Source organism: Ureibacillus aquaedulcis, assembly GCF_030418165.1.
GTDB classification, from domain to species: Bacteria; Bacillota; Bacilli; order Bacillales_A; family Planococcaceae; genus Ureibacillus; species Ureibacillus aquaedulcis.
On record NZ_JAUHTQ010000005.1, the window covers coordinates 28430 to 44810 of the forward strand.

The 16381-nt window shown below is 32.3% G+C and carries 11 protein-coding genes, 1 tRNA gene and 1 pseudogene; 1 reads left to right on the top strand and 12 read right to left on the bottom strand.

Annotated features, from left to right (window positions below):
• Positions 1-16 precede the first annotated feature (16 nt).
• On the bottom strand, positions 17-643 hold the full coding sequence (locus tag QYB95_RS08545) for a TetR/AcrR family transcriptional regulator (RefSeq protein ID WP_301137926.1): 627 nt from the start codon (positions 641-643) through the stop codon (positions 17-19).
• A gap of 304 nt (positions 644-947) precedes the next feature.
• Between QYB95_RS08545 and QYB95_RS08550 the strand changes: the two genes are divergently transcribed.
• On the top strand, positions 948-1457 hold the full coding sequence (locus tag QYB95_RS08550) for a DUF2179 domain-containing protein (protein WP_301137927.1): 510 nt from the start codon (positions 948-950) through the stop codon (positions 1455-1457).
• Positions 1458-1640: 183 nt separating this feature from the next.
• Here the strand turns inward: QYB95_RS08550 and QYB95_RS08555 are convergent, their stop codons facing one another.
• The 11 genes and pseudogenes from QYB95_RS08555 to QYB95_RS08605 form a co-directional block, all read right to left on the bottom strand.
• Positions 1641-2195, bottom strand: coding sequence for an Ltp family lipoprotein (locus QYB95_RS08555; protein WP_301137928.1), 555 nt, complete (start codon positions 2193-2195; stop codon positions 1641-1643).
• A gap of 500 nt (positions 2196-2695) precedes the next feature.
• Positions 2696-2769, bottom strand: a tRNA-Arg gene (locus QYB95_RS08560).
• Between the two features lie 156 nt (positions 2770-2925).
• Positions 2926-4356 (bottom strand): RNA-dependent RNA polymerase family protein, encoded by a 1431-nt coding sequence (locus QYB95_RS08565; protein WP_301137929.1) that lies wholly within the window; start codon positions 4354-4356, stop codon positions 2926-2928.
• 463 nt (positions 4357-4819) lie between these two features.
• Positions 4820-6190, bottom strand: a complete 1371-nt coding sequence (locus QYB95_RS08570; protein ID WP_301137930.1) for a DUF4062 domain-containing protein — start codon at positions 6188-6190, stop codon at positions 4820-4822.
• 535 nt (positions 6191-6725) lie between these two features.
• Complete coding sequence (locus tag QYB95_RS08575) at positions 6726-9329, bottom strand: zinc-ribbon domain-containing protein (protein ID WP_301137931.1); 2604 nt, start codon at positions 9327-9329, stop codon at positions 6726-6728.
• 471 nt (positions 9330-9800) lie between these two features.
• Positions 9801-10352, bottom strand: a pseudogene (locus QYB95_RS08580) (recombinase family protein); the annotation flags it as partial.
• 180 nt (positions 10353-10532) lie between these two features.
• A complete protein-coding gene (locus QYB95_RS08585; protein ID WP_301137932.1) occupies positions 10533-10916 on the bottom strand; it encodes a hypothetical protein in 384 nt (127 codons plus the stop codon).
• Between the two features lie 521 nt (positions 10917-11437).
• Positions 11438-12502 (bottom strand): hypothetical protein, encoded by a 1065-nt coding sequence (locus tag QYB95_RS08590; protein ID WP_301137933.1) that lies wholly within the window; start codon positions 12500-12502, stop codon positions 11438-11440.
• 86 nt (positions 12503-12588) lie between these two features.
• The gene (locus QYB95_RS08595; RefSeq protein WP_301137934.1) at positions 12589-13527 is read right to left on the bottom strand and encodes an HNH endonuclease; all 939 of its coding nucleotides are present in this window, start codon (positions 13525-13527) and stop codon (positions 12589-12591) included.
• A 434-nt stretch (positions 13528-13961) separates the two neighbouring features.
• On the bottom strand, positions 13962-14126 hold the full coding sequence (locus QYB95_RS08600) for a hypothetical protein (protein ID WP_301137935.1): 165 nt from the start codon (positions 14124-14126) through the stop codon (positions 13962-13964).
• Positions 14127-14233: 107 nt separating this feature from the next.
• Positions 14234-15973, bottom strand: coding sequence for a hypothetical protein (locus tag QYB95_RS08605; protein ID WP_301137936.1), 1740 nt, complete (start codon positions 15971-15973; stop codon positions 14234-14236).
• Positions 15974-16381: the final 408 nt, after the last annotated feature.

Genomic DNA, 16381 nt, shown 5'->3' on the forward strand with positions numbered 1-16381 from the left:
TGTTTTCCTCCTGTTTTTACATACCGAAGATCCCGAAAAATTCAAATTTAACAGTTTCTTCGATAATTTCTTGTAGTGAATGATGTTGCAGTACCCGACTTGATGAAGCTGATTTAAATAACCAACGAGATAAAACGCCTTCTAGAAGACTCATTACAAAAACGGCCAGCATTTCTGGATTGATATGGTCATTTGTCATATGCAACTCTTTCGCTTGTCTTATATTATTTGCAAAAGCTGCTTCCATATCCGTTTTAATCTTATCAACCTTAGACTGTAATGTAGCTTGCGAATGAATCCCCTTTAAAATAAGTTGCATTAAAAATGGATTTTCTTCAGCAAATTTAAATATATGTTCAAAAATATTCATAGACGAAACAACAGAGTCTTGTACATCAACTCTCGTTGTACGATAGCCTATTCGTATTGCCTCTAATATTTGGAGGCGTCCGCTTTCAAGCATCTCTAAACATATTGCTTCTTTACTTTCAAAATGCCAATAAAATGTTCCCTGTGATACTTCAGCTTTTGATACAATATCTGATATCTTTGTATTCTCATAGCCCTTCGTTGCAAATAATTCTAAGGCAATTTGTAATAATTGTTGCTTTCTATCATGTTTCCGCACTTGATCTTGCACCATCTACACCCCTAACTGACTTGTCAGTCAATTAAATCCTACTAATTAACTTTAGATTAGTCAAATATTTTATTTATATTCTTTCAAAATAACTGTCCTTTCTTCTCGTAGTACACGCCTCCGTAATATGTAGAGGCCCTTTTATGAAAAATGAAACTTTACAGTAAATATAAGATTGTTGGTAACACGTTTTACACAGGGTTATTAAGGATAATTAGACAGTATAGAACCGGGCAACTATTACTGCAATAGTCGTTAGCTATACCTTTTCGGAGGTCATAATTTTCAAAAATTCGGAGGAAAACATATGGAATTTATCATCATCTTACTTGCGAAAGTAATTGAGGTTTCTTTGAGTACGGTTCGGACAGTTTTCATTTCAAAAGGAATGAAAGGATATTCTTCCTTAATTGCATTTATTGAAGTTCTGATCTGGTTAAAGGTAGTCAGTGTTGTATTAATCGACATTAGCGAAAATCCTGCAAATATGGTCGCTTATGCTATCGGTTTTGCGGTCGGGAACTATATTGGAATATGGCTTGAAGGCAAATTGGCCATAGGGCTTATCACCATTCAAGTCATTGTGGATGAAAGTGTGGGACAAGAATTGGCAGACTACTTGCGAAGCCAGAACGTCGCTGTAACGGTTATGCATGGTGAAGGTAGGGACACGAACAGAAGCGTACTGATTCTACACTTAAAACGTAAAATCAAAGATAAAGTGATTGCCGACATTGAGCAAAAGGTTGAAAAGGCACTTATTACAGCATCAGATGTAAAAGTCATTCATGGTGGATATGGGTTGTTTAGAAAGTAATAGATTTTGTTTGAATTTTTGATTTGCTGAAAGAGATGCTTGAGATAGCGTCTCTTTTTGCATGTTTATGCATTAATAGCTTCTCTTCCAACAAGACAGACATTTGCTGCATATTGAGTACAACAAAAAAGGGATTCTGCATCGGTGACCGAAGTCCCGATCGAATCCCTAATTTTCTTTAGCTTAAAGACCTACTTGATCAACGCCATATGTAGCTTCCTCAGTGGAAAACCCTTCATACTCTAATTGTTCGATCAGACCAGTTCTTGAAAATGATGAATAGTCAAGGTATGATTGTGCTTGTTTTGCAGCTTGTTCTTTCCAATCTACTGTAATGTTATTTACAGCGTATGTTGCCTCGTCAGTAGGGTAACCCTCGTACTCTAATTGTTCGATCAGACCACTTTTAGAAAAAGCTGTGTAATCAAGATACGACTCAGCTTGACGAATTGCATTTTGTTGAGAAAGAGATAGTTCAGTTTCTTTTGGTTCTTCTTTAACAGGTTCAGGTTCAACAACAGGTTCTTCTTTAGCCGGTTCTGCCTCAACAGTTTCTGCTTCAACAGGTTCTGCAACAGTTTCTGTTTCAACAGGTTCAGCTGAACTTTCAGGTACTGTTACTTCTTCCTCGCCACCACCAGTTGCGATACTTCCAATGATAATAACAGCGAGTACCCACACCCACCATTTCTTATAGAATGGTTTTTTTACCTTTGCAGGTTTTAACTCGTTTGACATATGTAAGTCCTCCAAAAATATTATTTTTTTAACATTGTAATCAATACTAGCATATTTGTGATATTTTTGTAATGGAAATTTATTTTCTTATAGGAAAATAGTTCCGTACTTGTAATCTATTTAATGTTTTACTTCACTACTAGGTTAGTAAAACTATAAAGTAATGTTAAATAGTTATAAACCTTTCTTTTTTATGTCTAAAAAGGTTTTGAATAACCCACGAAAAAATTTTACACGTTTTCACTATTTCAAACTGACTAAAACGTTTGGACGAAGCTTAATAGAATACCTAGAATGATTTTAAATGGACGACTGACTACCCACAAAAAATATTTCTCACGTCGTCTGAAAGGAAATGGAAATTCCCCCCTTTTTAACCAAACGAAAAAAGCACCTTCACTTATAACCCATTAGTACAGAAACTCAACTGATCGAGTACTGTCAAATTGAATCATAAGCGAAAGTGCTTATTTCTCTAAATATAACGTTATAAAACTGTACGTCCCAGGAGGGATTCGAACCCCCGACCGTACGCTTAGAAGGCGTATGCTCTATCCGGCTGAGCTACTGAGACATCAACGTTTCTTCGATTTCAGGGATTCGGTCAAATTACGTTCTTAGACCGAAAGTATCTTTATAAATAGAATATCATCTTTTAGAAAATTTAAAAAGGACTTTATTTCTAAGTCTTAACATCCTTAACTTTTGTCAGACCTAAAATTTATTTTAGTTACACCGTAAATATAGATTGACGTTTTAAAACCTTATTTATATATTCTTTTTTGTTCACTTCTAATCTTTTATGAATTTTATTCCAGTGTCTTTTTACCTGTTTGCGAATCTGAACCTCTACAGGTAACTCTTCCATTAACTTTTGGGCTTTATATGCATAACTAATGAAATTGCCCTTTCCTTTATATTTTCTACCTAAATGTGAATACAATCCATAAAGATTTTTCATATAAGCTTTTCTTCCATAAACTAATCTATATCTTGCCAAAACTTTAGTTTTACTATAGGCACGATTATAGTATTTAAATAAGCTTTTTTCTCGAATTCTTATTACTTTTCCATCAAAAACAAATCCAAGATAATCAAGTTTAGAACTTTCACCGTTTAATTTTAGCATTTTTCGGTTGCTGTATTTTAAAATAATAGTCTTCTCTTTTTGTAAATGTAAATCATCATATTTTTGTATTATCGAATAAATTTGTTCAACTACCGATTGCATATCTGCTTCATTTACATTTGGAATCACCCATATCAAGTCATCACAGTATCTTCTGTACAATCCATTGTTTTCTTTGGACCATTCATTCATCTCTTTATCAAAATTTATTAATCGAATGTTAGAACAAACCGCACTCATACCTGAACCTTGGGGTATTCCGTATGAATTTACATTCGGTTTTACAATTATTTTTTTCTTCTTTATAAGTTGTCTAAATATTTTTAAATCCATATAATTTTTTATTTTTCTATCTTTTAGTAGGTCTTTTAACTCTTCTTCACCGTAGACTTCTTGCAAGTAATTATCTAAGTCTGTTTTTTCTATGTAATGAAATTTAGTGATAGATTTAAAAACATTATATAAATCAGCTGATAACTCCTCTACCTGTAAGAGTTCCTTTATTGAATCTTTTAAATATTTGTGTGATATTTTATCAAAAAAAGAAGAAAAATCTAACGCTACAATTAATGCATTTTCTGTCTTGATAACATTCTCGAAAACATCTCTTGCAAAATGGATGTTATTTTTCCCTTTCTTATTATTTCTGTATGCTAATGAATTTTCATCAAAACCATTTTTTAATGCGTATTCATTATACTTTTCATTAAGTTCATCACCATAATATTTATATATATAGCTATCAATATGGGAAGCATAGTTTATTTCTCTTGTCTTAGGTTTTTTATATTTTATTTGTCCCTGATTAAAACCTTTTTTCATTTTTAAGTTTTTATAAGTTTTATTACTGTGTCCATCTTTATAGGTATACTTTTCCAAATTAATACTATAGTGAATGAAAGGTAAAAAAGCATGTTTACTAACCCATTTTCTGTCTTGGATAAGTTTGTAAACATGCTTAATTGAAGTTTTTTTATCTAAATGTAAATAACTTTTGGATTTATAATTTTCAAAATAGCTAATATCCTTCATTTATTTTCCCCTTTGCAGAGCTGGGGAGGCGGTAACCTGGGTCTATTAACTGTGACCTCCCTAGCATGACAAATAATCATCTGTGACTTGTATAAATAAATTACAGAAGGACCCATTAATAAACAATTATTATATAATCATATTATAATGATTAGCATAGGAGTTGATTACGGAATGTCAAACGAAATTATTACACGAATTGCAGCCTTACTATTTAGTATAGTTATCGGTGAATTATGTGACTATCTGATTGACAGAATCAAACCTTGCACTCGCATTCCCAATTAAATACGATAATTACATTTTATATGATTGTGCTAAAATTTTAAATCGTAAAATTTTGATATTTAGCCCAGTTTATCTTGAAACTTATATATATAAACTCAAATAATTTTGCTTCTACGAATGTAGTTTGCCTACTTAGGAAAATCATTTTATATTAATAATTTATTTTTCCAATTCCTTAAACCTTAATAGCTTCTTCATATACGCTTAACACTATTTCTTTATTAATAGCCTCCGAATACTCCTCGCATATCACATTCACATATATTTTAAAATCACCAACACTTTTGGGTACAATTAAAAACTTCTCAGTAAAGGTTATTTCCCTAGTATGCATTAAACTTGAACACTTAACTGTTAAGTCATTATTAGAAAATGAAATATGATAATCTTTATCAAAGCTTAAATGATTCGAAGAAATTCTATTAATAATTCCACTATTTAGTTCTATTCCTCCATATAATGCTCTATCTGCGTAAAAATGTGATAAATCAGCTAACGGGGATTTGAAAAGCTCCTTATAATACTCTGCCTCTGCAGCTTGTATTGGTTCTATGGGCAACTTAGGAACTTCAGGTTCTGTAAGGCTATTAATTCCTCCCTCAATCACTTCAACTTCTTCTGGAAAATTCATATCAACAAAAATATTCGTAGCTTTTGCATTACCATCATTACAAAGAGTAATCTCATACTCTATTCCCGTATCTATTGCCCTTTTATAATTTTCTAATTCTCTATTGTAATCCTTAATTTTTAAATTAGTTTCCTCTACTAATGAATTATGTTTCTCAATACTTTCTTTTGTTATATATGGTTGTAAATGCTCGGGTATATCCTTTTCTTCTATTACTGAGTATAAACTTAACTTATTAATTTCCATTTTAGAATAAAAGGGTATATTTACCTTCTCATCACTATTAATCTCAACTAATATTTGGGGATTATTAGGCTTTAACTTTTTCTTGAGTGATTCTAGCTCCTCTTTTAGTTCTCTATTCTCAGCACTTAACTTAGTAAGTTCTTCTAATGTTTTAGCAGTATCAATAGTATTTGCTCTTATCCACCCAATTTGAGGAGTCAATGTAAACGCCTTAAATAAGGATGCTGTAACTTTGGCAGTAAGTTCATCCTCATTAATCCAAAAATCACACATTTTATTTTGTGTTACTTTCTCAATAAACCTTTCTAGCTTTTCAATATTTTCTGGATTACTTTCTCGTTCAGACGGTAATGTTGGCACATCACGATTTTTAACAAATGCCATAATTGGTATACCTTTAGACTTTGCATAATCGTATTCTTTCTCAGTATAGGATAATCCGTCATCAGCTAATGAACCATATCTATGTCCAAGTATAATAACATAGTAATCACTTTTATCAATTGTGTTAGTTATTACTGTCCATTGGTCATCGTCCCCAGCACTGAACATCTCCATTCCAACTGGAAAATGATACAAGGTAAGGATTTGCTTACTGATTTTTTCTCTAGCTTTTAATAAGTCCGTATATGTAGAGCTAATAAAAACTTGATACTTTTTATCCCCCATCTGATTACACTCCCATACTCATTTGATAATACCTATATTACCACCGAACGGATTAAAAGGTAATAATAGGTATTAACTATTCATGCGGCATAATGCAGACACGCTGATATTGCTTTTATAGAATAAACGAATTTTTAAAAAAACTGCGCAGAATATGTAATAGCATCACTGTATAGTCATTTGTAATCTTTTAGGAGGGAGTTTTTTATAAGGTATAATGTTATTAGGAATATTGAAGAAAGTTAGAAAGATTAAGCGCTTTAAGTGTTTGAAACATATTTTCTCTCCTAACACTATTAAAGTGTAAGTCAGTATTCGTATAGCTTCCAGATATATGAGTTATTTTTAAGAGCGGGATAAAAAATGGGGGTATTTCGCATGATTGAGAAAAATTATTTAAAAAGATTCCAATATAAAAAGTTGTGACGTGTAGATGAACCAACTAAGGTGTTCTCCGTACATTACCCTTTTATAATTGTGAAAATATACCCCCATATCCTCAATATGAAAAACATACTAGCATTAGTATTTTATTTTACCTACCTTTACACTTTGGACACCATTTCCCTTGCTGAATATTATTAGGTTTTGCTTCCCATATATGCCCCTTCGAGCATTTCCATATTAATTTTATATGGGCATTCACATATTCCTCTGATAAACATAAACCGTCTCTTTGTGCAGCAAGCACTCTCATATCATCAATACTTTTTCTCTGTTTATCAGCATTTTTCTTTACACTACATTGTCTACACCACGAACCACTCTTAATTGTATTAGCTGTACTCATCCAACGGTGACCATTTGAGCATTCCCATTCCAATAGTGTATGATTGTCAGTGTATACATTACTCAGGCATCTACCATTTCGTACCTTTGCAACTTGCCGCATTTCTTCGATAGTTCCCCTTCGTTTATCGGCATTTCTTTTAGCAGCACATTTACTACACCATGCTCCGTTTTTAATACTATAAGCAGAGCTTTCCCATCTGTGCCCTTTGCTACATTCCCAAAGCATCTTTGCATCAACGTTTTCATAAGACTCACTTAAACACTTGCCATTTCTATCCTCAGCTACTTGTTGTAGTTCGACTAATTTCTTTATTTTTTTCTGTTTTTTCTTCAAACTATTACATGCTGGACACCATCTGCCTCTTTTAATATTTCCAAGAATAGACTCCCAGACATGTCCAGATTTACATCGCCATTTCAATTTCGATGTTGAATCAATATAACTGTTTGATAAGCATTCTCCACCATACTCTCTAGCAATTTTCATTGCATCTTGAATGGATGGTTTTAAACATTCCTTGCACCAAGAACCAGATATAATACTTGATGGTGTTGCTTCCCATACATGCCCTCGGTTACATCGCCATTTCAACTTACTAGCAAAATTTTTATATGTCAAAGAGATACATTCTCCGTTTCTCTCCCCAGCTATATTTATCATATCTTCTATACTGTATTGTTTATTTCCGTTACAGCTTGGACACCAAGTTCCTTTTTGAACAGAAGCAGGTATTGCTTCCCAATTATGTCCCATACTACATTGCCACTGTAGCTTTGTTGAGTTATTAACGTATTCTGAAGATAAACATATACCACCTTTTAATTCAGCTAGTTTTTGCATGTCTTCAATCGTTTTTTGTCGTCCATTACATCTAGGACACCACGAACCATGCTTAATTTGATAAGGTGAACTTTCCCATTGATGCCCCTGCTCACATCGCCAAACAAGTTTACTATCTACACCATTGTAAGCAAGTGACAAACATTCTCCATTTTTACTCTTTGCGATTTCAATTAATTCTTTTAAAGGCTCATAGCCTCTATAGAAAAGTGTCCAATCTATTTCAGCTTTGCTTATTACTATCCCTTTACTTAACAATTCTTCTTTAATAAATCGTACTTTATCCATATCTGTTTCAATTTTGTAAGGAATTGTAATTAAAGTTATATCTTCTTCTTCACAAAGTATTTTCTTTTTCATATCTCTTTCAAGTTGAAATTCAAAATCTATATAATTTTCATGAAAATAATCATTAAATTCATAATGTTGTATACCATTATATTCAAAAGCTAATTTTAATTCGGAATTATATCCATCTAACTCTAAATTTTCTTTTAAAACTTTTCTTTCTTTGTAAAAAGGCTTCATTAATAAAGATTCAAATATAAATCTACATTTCTCTTCATGTAAATTATTTATGTTTTTACTACATATTGAACACCAAGTTCCTTTACTAACATAGTAAGGAGTTAATTTAAATTTATGACCGTTCGAACATTCCCATAACATTTTTTCATCTACACTTTTATAAATTTTGCTTAGACATTTTCCACCTTTTTCACGAGCTAGACTTTGACAATAAACTAAATCCTTTTTAGCATTCCCTACACAAATTGGACACCATGTGTTGCTATTAAATAATGAGTTAGGTGTACTCTCCCATCTATGACCTTCACTACACTCCCAAACCAGCTTTTCCATCATAGATTTAAATTCTGACGAAAGACATTTCCCACCTTTTGATTTAGCTAATTTTTGCATATCTTCTACCGTTCTATACTTTCCTTTACAATAGGGACACCATTTACCACTTTTAATATTACTTGGTAGAGCAGACCATCTATGGCCTTCTTGGCATTCCCATTCTAAGTGAATATTCATAGTAGAGTAAATCTTGGAAAGACAATTTCCACCTTTTAATTCAGCTAATTTTTGCATATCCTCAATTGTTTTTCTTCTTTTATTTGCTGCTTTTTCTCTACCACAGATAGGACACCACTTACCCGCTTTTATAGTACTAGGAGTAGCCTGCCAGATATGATTCTCTTGACATTTCCAATTTAAATATTTGTTATTGCCCTGATAACTCTTAGATATACATTCACCACCGTTTGCCAATGCTAAAGATTGCATATTTTCAAGTGTATCTCTACTTTTCAATCCTCTATTTTTTTTTCCACATGTCGGACACCATTTGCCATACTTAACATTGCTTAAAGTTGCTTCCCAAGTATGTCCTAGTTCACATTCCCAATTAAGTTTATATTTCCAACCATCAAATGATTCAGATAAACATTTACCACCTCGTTCAATTGCAATGGCTTGAATCTCTTTTATAGTAGTCATAGGTTAAACATACCTCATTTTATTTTTTATTAAATGAAAACAATTAAACTAACTTGATATTTCTTAAATCGAATGGAGACTAATAATACCTTGTGTAACTGAATCCCTAAACCTCTATTACAAAAATAACGAGGAGACAAGTGTGGAAAAACTTGGGTATTACTGACCTTATAAATTATTTAAATCCATAACATCAAAACTAGAACTGCCACAGTAACCACATTCTTCAGCATCTTCAGCAACACTCTCACCACATTCATTACAGAATCTATCATAATGATGTTCTTGTAATTCATAATTTTTTGTTACTTGAGATTTAGGGTTGTTTTCATTAGCATCATTTTTTTTGTTGCTAGTTTTTTCGATTATATTAGTATCTGATGACTTTCCGGTATCAGTGGTTTCCTCATATAGCGATTGTTCTTTTAATTTTTTATCTGTATTATTTACGGATTTAATTTCATTACGTTCTTTACGTTTTTTTACTTCTCTTATTAGTGTGGATTTGCTAATCCCTGTTAAATCTACGACTTGATTATACGAATGATTCATTAACAATCCTAAGGCGTGGTCTAATTGTTTCTTTGTATATGTTGGTTTACGTCCTTCACGATAGTTAGGATTTTGTCTTGCAATGGCTTTACCTTCCTGTGTTCGCTCAACAATCATATCTCTCTCAAACTCTGCAAATGCAAAGAAGATATTACGAATTAATTTAGAAGCTGAGGTATTATCCATTAATCCCATATTTAAGATATGTACCTTGATTCCTTTAGAAATCAGTTCTTTAACTAGCTCGCTGCCCTGTACAGATGAACGAGCAATACGGTCTAGTTTCGTCACCATTAATGTATCCCCTTCTTCTAACACACTTAATAGCTCATTCAATTTTGGTCGGTCTGTCTTTATTCCCGTATACTTCTCTTGATAGATAATTGTCGCACCATTCTTTTCAAGTGATTGAATTTGTGCTTCTAAATCCTGCCCTGCTGTTGACACCCTCGCATATCCATAAATCGTCACCTAAGTATCCCCTTTCCACCCTTTATTTGCGACACTTAATTGTGACACCGTTCAATATACTGATATTATCACCTCATAGTTATCGGTGTCAAACTTTTAAGTTGTGACACCAGTTGAATTAAAAAATACCACCTCATATGAGATGGCTGTCCTCTTAATTGTTATTACCAAATTCTCTTATCAAAATGAATGCTTAATTCCTTTTTTTAAAATATGAATGTTAGCATTGCTTCTTACCTTTTTGTCGTGTTTTTCCAATAGTTTATACAGTTCTTCCATTAACTCTTGAGCTTTCTCTGATTCCACTGACAACTTAACAAACCATTCTTTTAATTCTTTTTCAGTATCAACACCTGTTTTTCTTTTGCCTCTATCGTATTTCTCAGTATTCATATTTTTATATCCAATATACTTACTTGGACCAAATGCATTAATTGTAGGAATGTAATACCAATGTATAAACATAGAAAGTTGAGTCACAATATCAGTGTGATTTTCCAAATCTTCATTAAACTGTATAACATTTTTCACTACTTCTTCTAATGAGGTTACTAGTTCTTCCACTTTTGAGTCATTCTCCTCTCTATTATCTCAAATGCTATCAAGTTATACGATAGTGAAATATCCATATGATTTATATACCAATCTACGACTGAACCCCCCTATAACAACCTTTTTATGCCCTTCACTATCTTCCACTATATTGCACCGTTAATTCAATTATTTTAACAAAAAGTAGCGTTAATATATTCACTATAATTCAGTCATAACATAATAAGTTATGACACTTCAATCTTTATCGGACATCACATCGAGCTGCATCAATGTATTCCAATGTGATTTACGATTTTACTGGACTAAAACAGTATAAATACTTGTGTCGTGTCGGAAATTTACCAAATGCTAGTTTGTAAATGTGTGTGGTCACTCAACCCAATTAAAAACCACATGTAATTTGTATCCTTACAAATATGGAGTGTAGCTACTTAGATTAGCTACACTCCATATAAGGCTTGAATTATAAACACTACATAATTGGATTCTCGCTAAAATATTAAAGCTCTATTCTCTTCAACTTTATAGTATTAGTAGCTTGTTGTAGTGTGAATGTTAGACGGTTGCTTATTAAATTGCCTCTCAACTATGGCAGCATATGCCAATGGGCGACGTTCAATTTCTTTTATTTCCGTCCTACTAAGTGCCGAATTAACCGCACCGAATAAACTGACGGTTGCACTTGCAGTATCTAGTTTACTATCTTCAGAAATCCCATTAACTAAATCCAATACTGGTGGGGCAATTGAACACAATGTAGCAAAACTTATCATTCTCCATTTAAAAGATTTCATTTTATCTGAAATATCTCTGATTTCATCTTCTGAACTTTCAGCAAACAACTTTATTCTTTCTTCAACTTGATATTCTGGAAGGAGTTCAAGATTTAAAATAAACTCTTCTATGTGTATACGAAATCTTTTTAGCTTATCATAATGCTTCTCCTTAAACCGATAAATATCATACGGGTCTTCAATAAAAGAAGGAACAGGTAATACTTTATCAATTATTTTTGCTCGTAATTGCTCTTTTAGTAACTCACGATTGTTCTGACTGTTCTCTTGCTGAACATTAGGAAGGAAGTAGGATAATTCATTATAGCTATCAGTTACAGGTCTATATTCTGTAATTGCTCCTAGTACTGTTGCTAGGTATGTCATAAAATTAGATGCTGTATATTCCTCCACAGCGTACCATGATTCTCGCCCTTTTGTTGCCAACCCTCTCTGTTCAAGCTTTTTCCCTAGACCTCTAAGCTTCCCCATATGTATCTCTGTTGTTGTTTTTATTACTCCATTCTTACCTATTAATCCTAACTTCCCCAATTTAGAAATAGGTTCAAATACAGGATTTGTATCGATAAATTTTAAAAATTCTTCTTCAAAGTTAGTAATATTCCACAAATGATTTTCTGGTACAACCTGCTCAATCAATCCAGCCTCTACTAATTTTCTCATATGTTCGCCTAGCAGTTGTGGCTCATCTAAAAAATCAAGTGGTACGATAGACCCCACTTTGTCCCAGTAAAACAATGACTCCATTAGCCATTGACTTTTGGGGATAGTAATTGAAGGAAAGTATAGTATTTTATTCACTGCATTTTCTCCTTTTAATCTATGGTATTTTTCCGTTATCCTTAATTCCTATCTATATAATTTCTTCCTTTTTGCTTACGTCAAATTTACATCGGAATAAAAAGGTTCTCTCGATGCCACTTCATATACTGCTGCTGGCTCTCATTCATACTAATCTTCATATTTTCATTAATGTTAAGAAAAACCTTAGTATACTTATCAATACTATCTGAAATCAGAATCACACCATTTTCACCAAAACTTATAAATCCTTTATCAAATAAAGCATCATGGTTTGGGCATAGTAGAAACCCATTATTAACATCTAATCTCTCTTTATGATTAGATTTACTCCAGGGCTTAATATGGCTTGCAACTAAGAAGTGTTCATCTGAGACCCCACATAGTCTACATTTCTTTTCAACAGTTAAAAGAGCATCTTTAAATATTGACTGTCCTATACGTGCCTTAACAATCGTTTCTCTTTCTGTTTTATCCAAAACAATCTGGAACTCTAAACTTTTTTGTAGTTTTAGAAAACTTTCATTGTACAGTGGGTTTACTTTTGAAAGTAATAATTTTACTTGCGAGTTACTTAATCGCTTCCACCTTAACTTTAATGTAAGAGTTTGCAGTTCTGAATGATTCGGAGAATCGTTATACTCAATCGATAATTCGTCTAGTAATGCTTTGTTAACTAATAAAGGGGGGTCTAATATCATTGATTTTTCTGGATTCCCAAAAACAATTACTTCATTTTCTTGAATTTTATCTCTATATAAGTGTGGATTATGGTATTTCATCATGATTTTATTATCCATTTTTGCATTTTTAATATCCAAAATCTTTTCTACTTCGTAAAATGCAGTAATACATGGATTAGTGTCTATAGTTTTAGAAAAAAAAAGAATATCTCCCTTTGAAACTTTTGTTTTTAAAGTTAAACCTCTTTCCCCATTATCTCCATAAGTGTACTCCGAGAATAAAGGGTCTTCCTCCATATTATTCTTCTTCGGGTCTAAATATGGGATTATATAACTTGCCAATAGACTCTCCTCCATACAATTTACATTTTATTTCACAAATAGTATATATTTTTAGTAATTGAGGAATATTATACCATATTTGCTCACATAAAAATTATGTAAAAGAATATGGGAGTTTAAATTTGTACTTCTAAGCTTTGTTCTATATCCAAACCATCTGTTACAAACAATAAAATCACAGTTTTATTAGTTATTAAACTATTTCTCCATTTCGGACCAAAGATACATTCATTTGCTCCTCAAAAACAAAAAAAGCCTCAATTTAGAGACTCTCCTCATTCTTCTGCTACTCCAATACCTACAACTCACTTCGTCTGAGTGAAGATTAAAAAGGGGGGACGGATAAAAAAGACCACCAACCAGTTAAGGTTAGTGGAAAAAAAGTTATTTAATTAGTTGCTTATCCAATCTATATAAGTAACTTTCGACTGTCACTAACCTTTTTTTAATTCTTCAATTTCTTTATCTCTAGCTTCGGTTGTCTCATCAAGTAAATTTGGGTTTCTAGACATTAACACTTCTAGCTTATCAAAACGTTCTTCCATTCTATCAAGTCTTGTATTCATTTTTTGTAACAATTCAAGAATTTGTTCATCCATTTAATCACCTCTTAGTCACTATTATAAATCTACATAATCAGCTTGACTATCTTTAATCATTATCAGCAATTGTAATATGAGACCATTTCTCCTCACATTTATCTCTTTCATCCTAATTCTTTTAAGAAATGAGCATAATAGTATGTACGTACATGTTTTGCAGTAAGGTTAGGATACTCATCTTTAAGTTTATTAGCAACACTTTCAAATTTTAAATTTAATGTTGGGTGCTCTACCTCTTGCTTTAATAACATTTCTAATTTTTGATTTCGAATAGAAAGAATATCTTTTCTTCCTAATTTTCCTTTTCTCAGGTATTCTCTAACACTAGTAACGGGAATTTTAAGAGTTTGTGCAATTTCTTGTGTATTTTTTCCTGAGCGAAACAATTCAATTACCTTTGATTGTATATTTTCTTTACTTTTTATTATCGATTTTTCACCTTCTTTAGGTACAAAATGTGAGTGATAATAAGTCTTTATAGCACCTACGTTTATTGTAGAATAATCTTTTTCTAAGATACTTACAATCCATTGAAACTTTTCAATCAGCGTTTCATGGTTCGTAGAAGTTCCTAACAGTTTATGTATTTCTGCATTCCTTATATTTCTGAGTACCGCCTCGTTCAACTTTGCATTTCTTAGATGATACTTAACCATATCAATAGAGGTATCTAGCTGCTGAGCAATCTCTTCATTAGAAAGACCTTTTTGGAAAAGCACAATTGTTTCAGCCTTTTTTGTCTCTTGCTCCTTTTTTATTTTTCTCTGTTTTTCCTTGTATATAGCGGGATAATCCCCACTATATTCCTGTAAAGCTTCTCCACGTAAAATTCTATTAACATATTTATAAGAAACATTCACTTTTTCTGCGATTTGCGGATTATTAAGACCCTCCTTATCATATTGTATAATTTGCTGAACTAACATTCTGTGATACTCATATATATCTGAATTATATTGTCCTTCATCGATACTTTTAACAATCCTATCTAGGTCACGTAAAATTTCTTCCTGTTTTTTTTCAGATAAGCTCATAAAAAAGGATTGAGAACAAATCCACTTATAAATACTCATTTTTTTCACACCATTTTGATAGCTCACCATTTCTCGACTACCCAATAAATAAATTACAGTCACCTCATTAAATTCTTGACTATATTTTTTTGTCTCCTTGTTTATTTTAGTTTTGATACTCCGCTTAATGTCAATCGCAGTATGAAATTCTCTAATATATATGTCGGGAGTTGAACCAGAAGGAAATGGCACAAAGTATTCGTATGGTGCTTTTACCTTTTTTAAGATATTTATAATATTAAATTCTATGGATTTTCCTTGCTGAAGAAACTTATCAATAAGTAAATCTCCACTTATCTCATCTGGATTTTCTCCTACACTCTCAAGAAATGAACGATAAGACTTCTCGCATTTATAAATTCTTCTTGTTGCTTTGTAAAAGGCAGAATGATTATCTCTAATGTAAACTTCATATAATGGTTCATCATTACACTTTATCTTTTGAAAATACATCAGTAAACTCTCTTTATCCCAAAAGCCTTCTACCCATCCATAGTATTTATGAAATTCACCCTTATACATATAATCTACCAATTGTTCCAGAGTATATGGGCCAGGATTATTAAGCAAAAAACCTAAATGAGATATATAGGTTGCTGTTCCCTTTGAATGAGATAGGCTTACTTGTCCATGTTCATATATTCTTAGTTCAACCCAATTATTAGTTCGGTTATCCCTCTTAAACCATCTATCCCCTTCTAATTTCACTCTATTAGGAACAATAATTTCCTTATATAATCTATTAATTCTTTCAAGATATTTGTTTGCCATTGACAGCTTCTCCTCACCCACAATTGTAACAACTTAAACCTTATTATTATTGGATATAAAATAGATATCTAAAGTAAGATAATTCCATTTTACCAACGATACAAAAGTAATCTATTTCACAAATCATATTAACTTGTTTTAGTTCTTAATCCTTTCCAATGTACTACCGTTGCCATATACTGTATTTACTATCATCTAGAGTGATTTAGAAAAGTTGCCGTTCTGAACGTAGTGAAGAACGTGCAACTGCCGAGGAGGCACGAAGCGACAGCGTAGTGACGGGCAGGGTGCCTTTCTTTGGCTTGTCAGCCCGTCACTCGTTCGTTCCTCACTCACTCCTCCCCGACCATGTACTAATCTTCGCTTTGCTACGATTAGACACATGTATATATCTCATCAAAAAATCAC

Excerpts from the sequence above, each read along its gene's own strand:
- QYB95_RS08545 (WP_301137926.1), bottom strand. The coding sequence starts at position 643 with ATGGTGCAAGATCAAGTGCGGAAACATGATAGAAAGCAACAATTATTA.
- QYB95_RS08550 (WP_301137927.1), top strand. The coding sequence starts at position 948 with ATGGAATTTATCATCATCTTACTTGCGAAAGTAATTGAGGTTTCTTTG.
- QYB95_RS08555 (WP_301137928.1), bottom strand. The coding sequence starts at position 2,195 with ATGTCAAACGAGTTAAAACCTGCAAAGGTAAAAAAACCATTCTATAAG.
- QYB95_RS08565 (WP_301137929.1), bottom strand. The coding sequence starts at position 4,356 with ATGAAGGATATTAGCTATTTTGAAAATTATAAATCCAAAAGTTATTTA.
- QYB95_RS08570 (WP_301137930.1), bottom strand. The coding sequence starts at position 6,190 with ATGGGGGATAAAAAGTATCAAGTTTTTATTAGCTCTACATATACGGAC.
- QYB95_RS08575 (WP_301137931.1), bottom strand. The coding sequence starts at position 9,329 with ATGACTACTATAAAAGAGATTCAAGCCATTGCAATTGAACGAGGTGGT.
- QYB95_RS08600 (WP_301137935.1), bottom strand. The coding sequence starts at position 14,126 with ATGGATGAACAAATTCTTGAATTGTTACAAAAAATGAATACAAGACTT.
- QYB95_RS08605 (WP_301137936.1), bottom strand. The coding sequence starts at position 15,973 with ATGGCAAACAAATATCTTGAAAGAATTAATAGATTATATAAGGAAATT.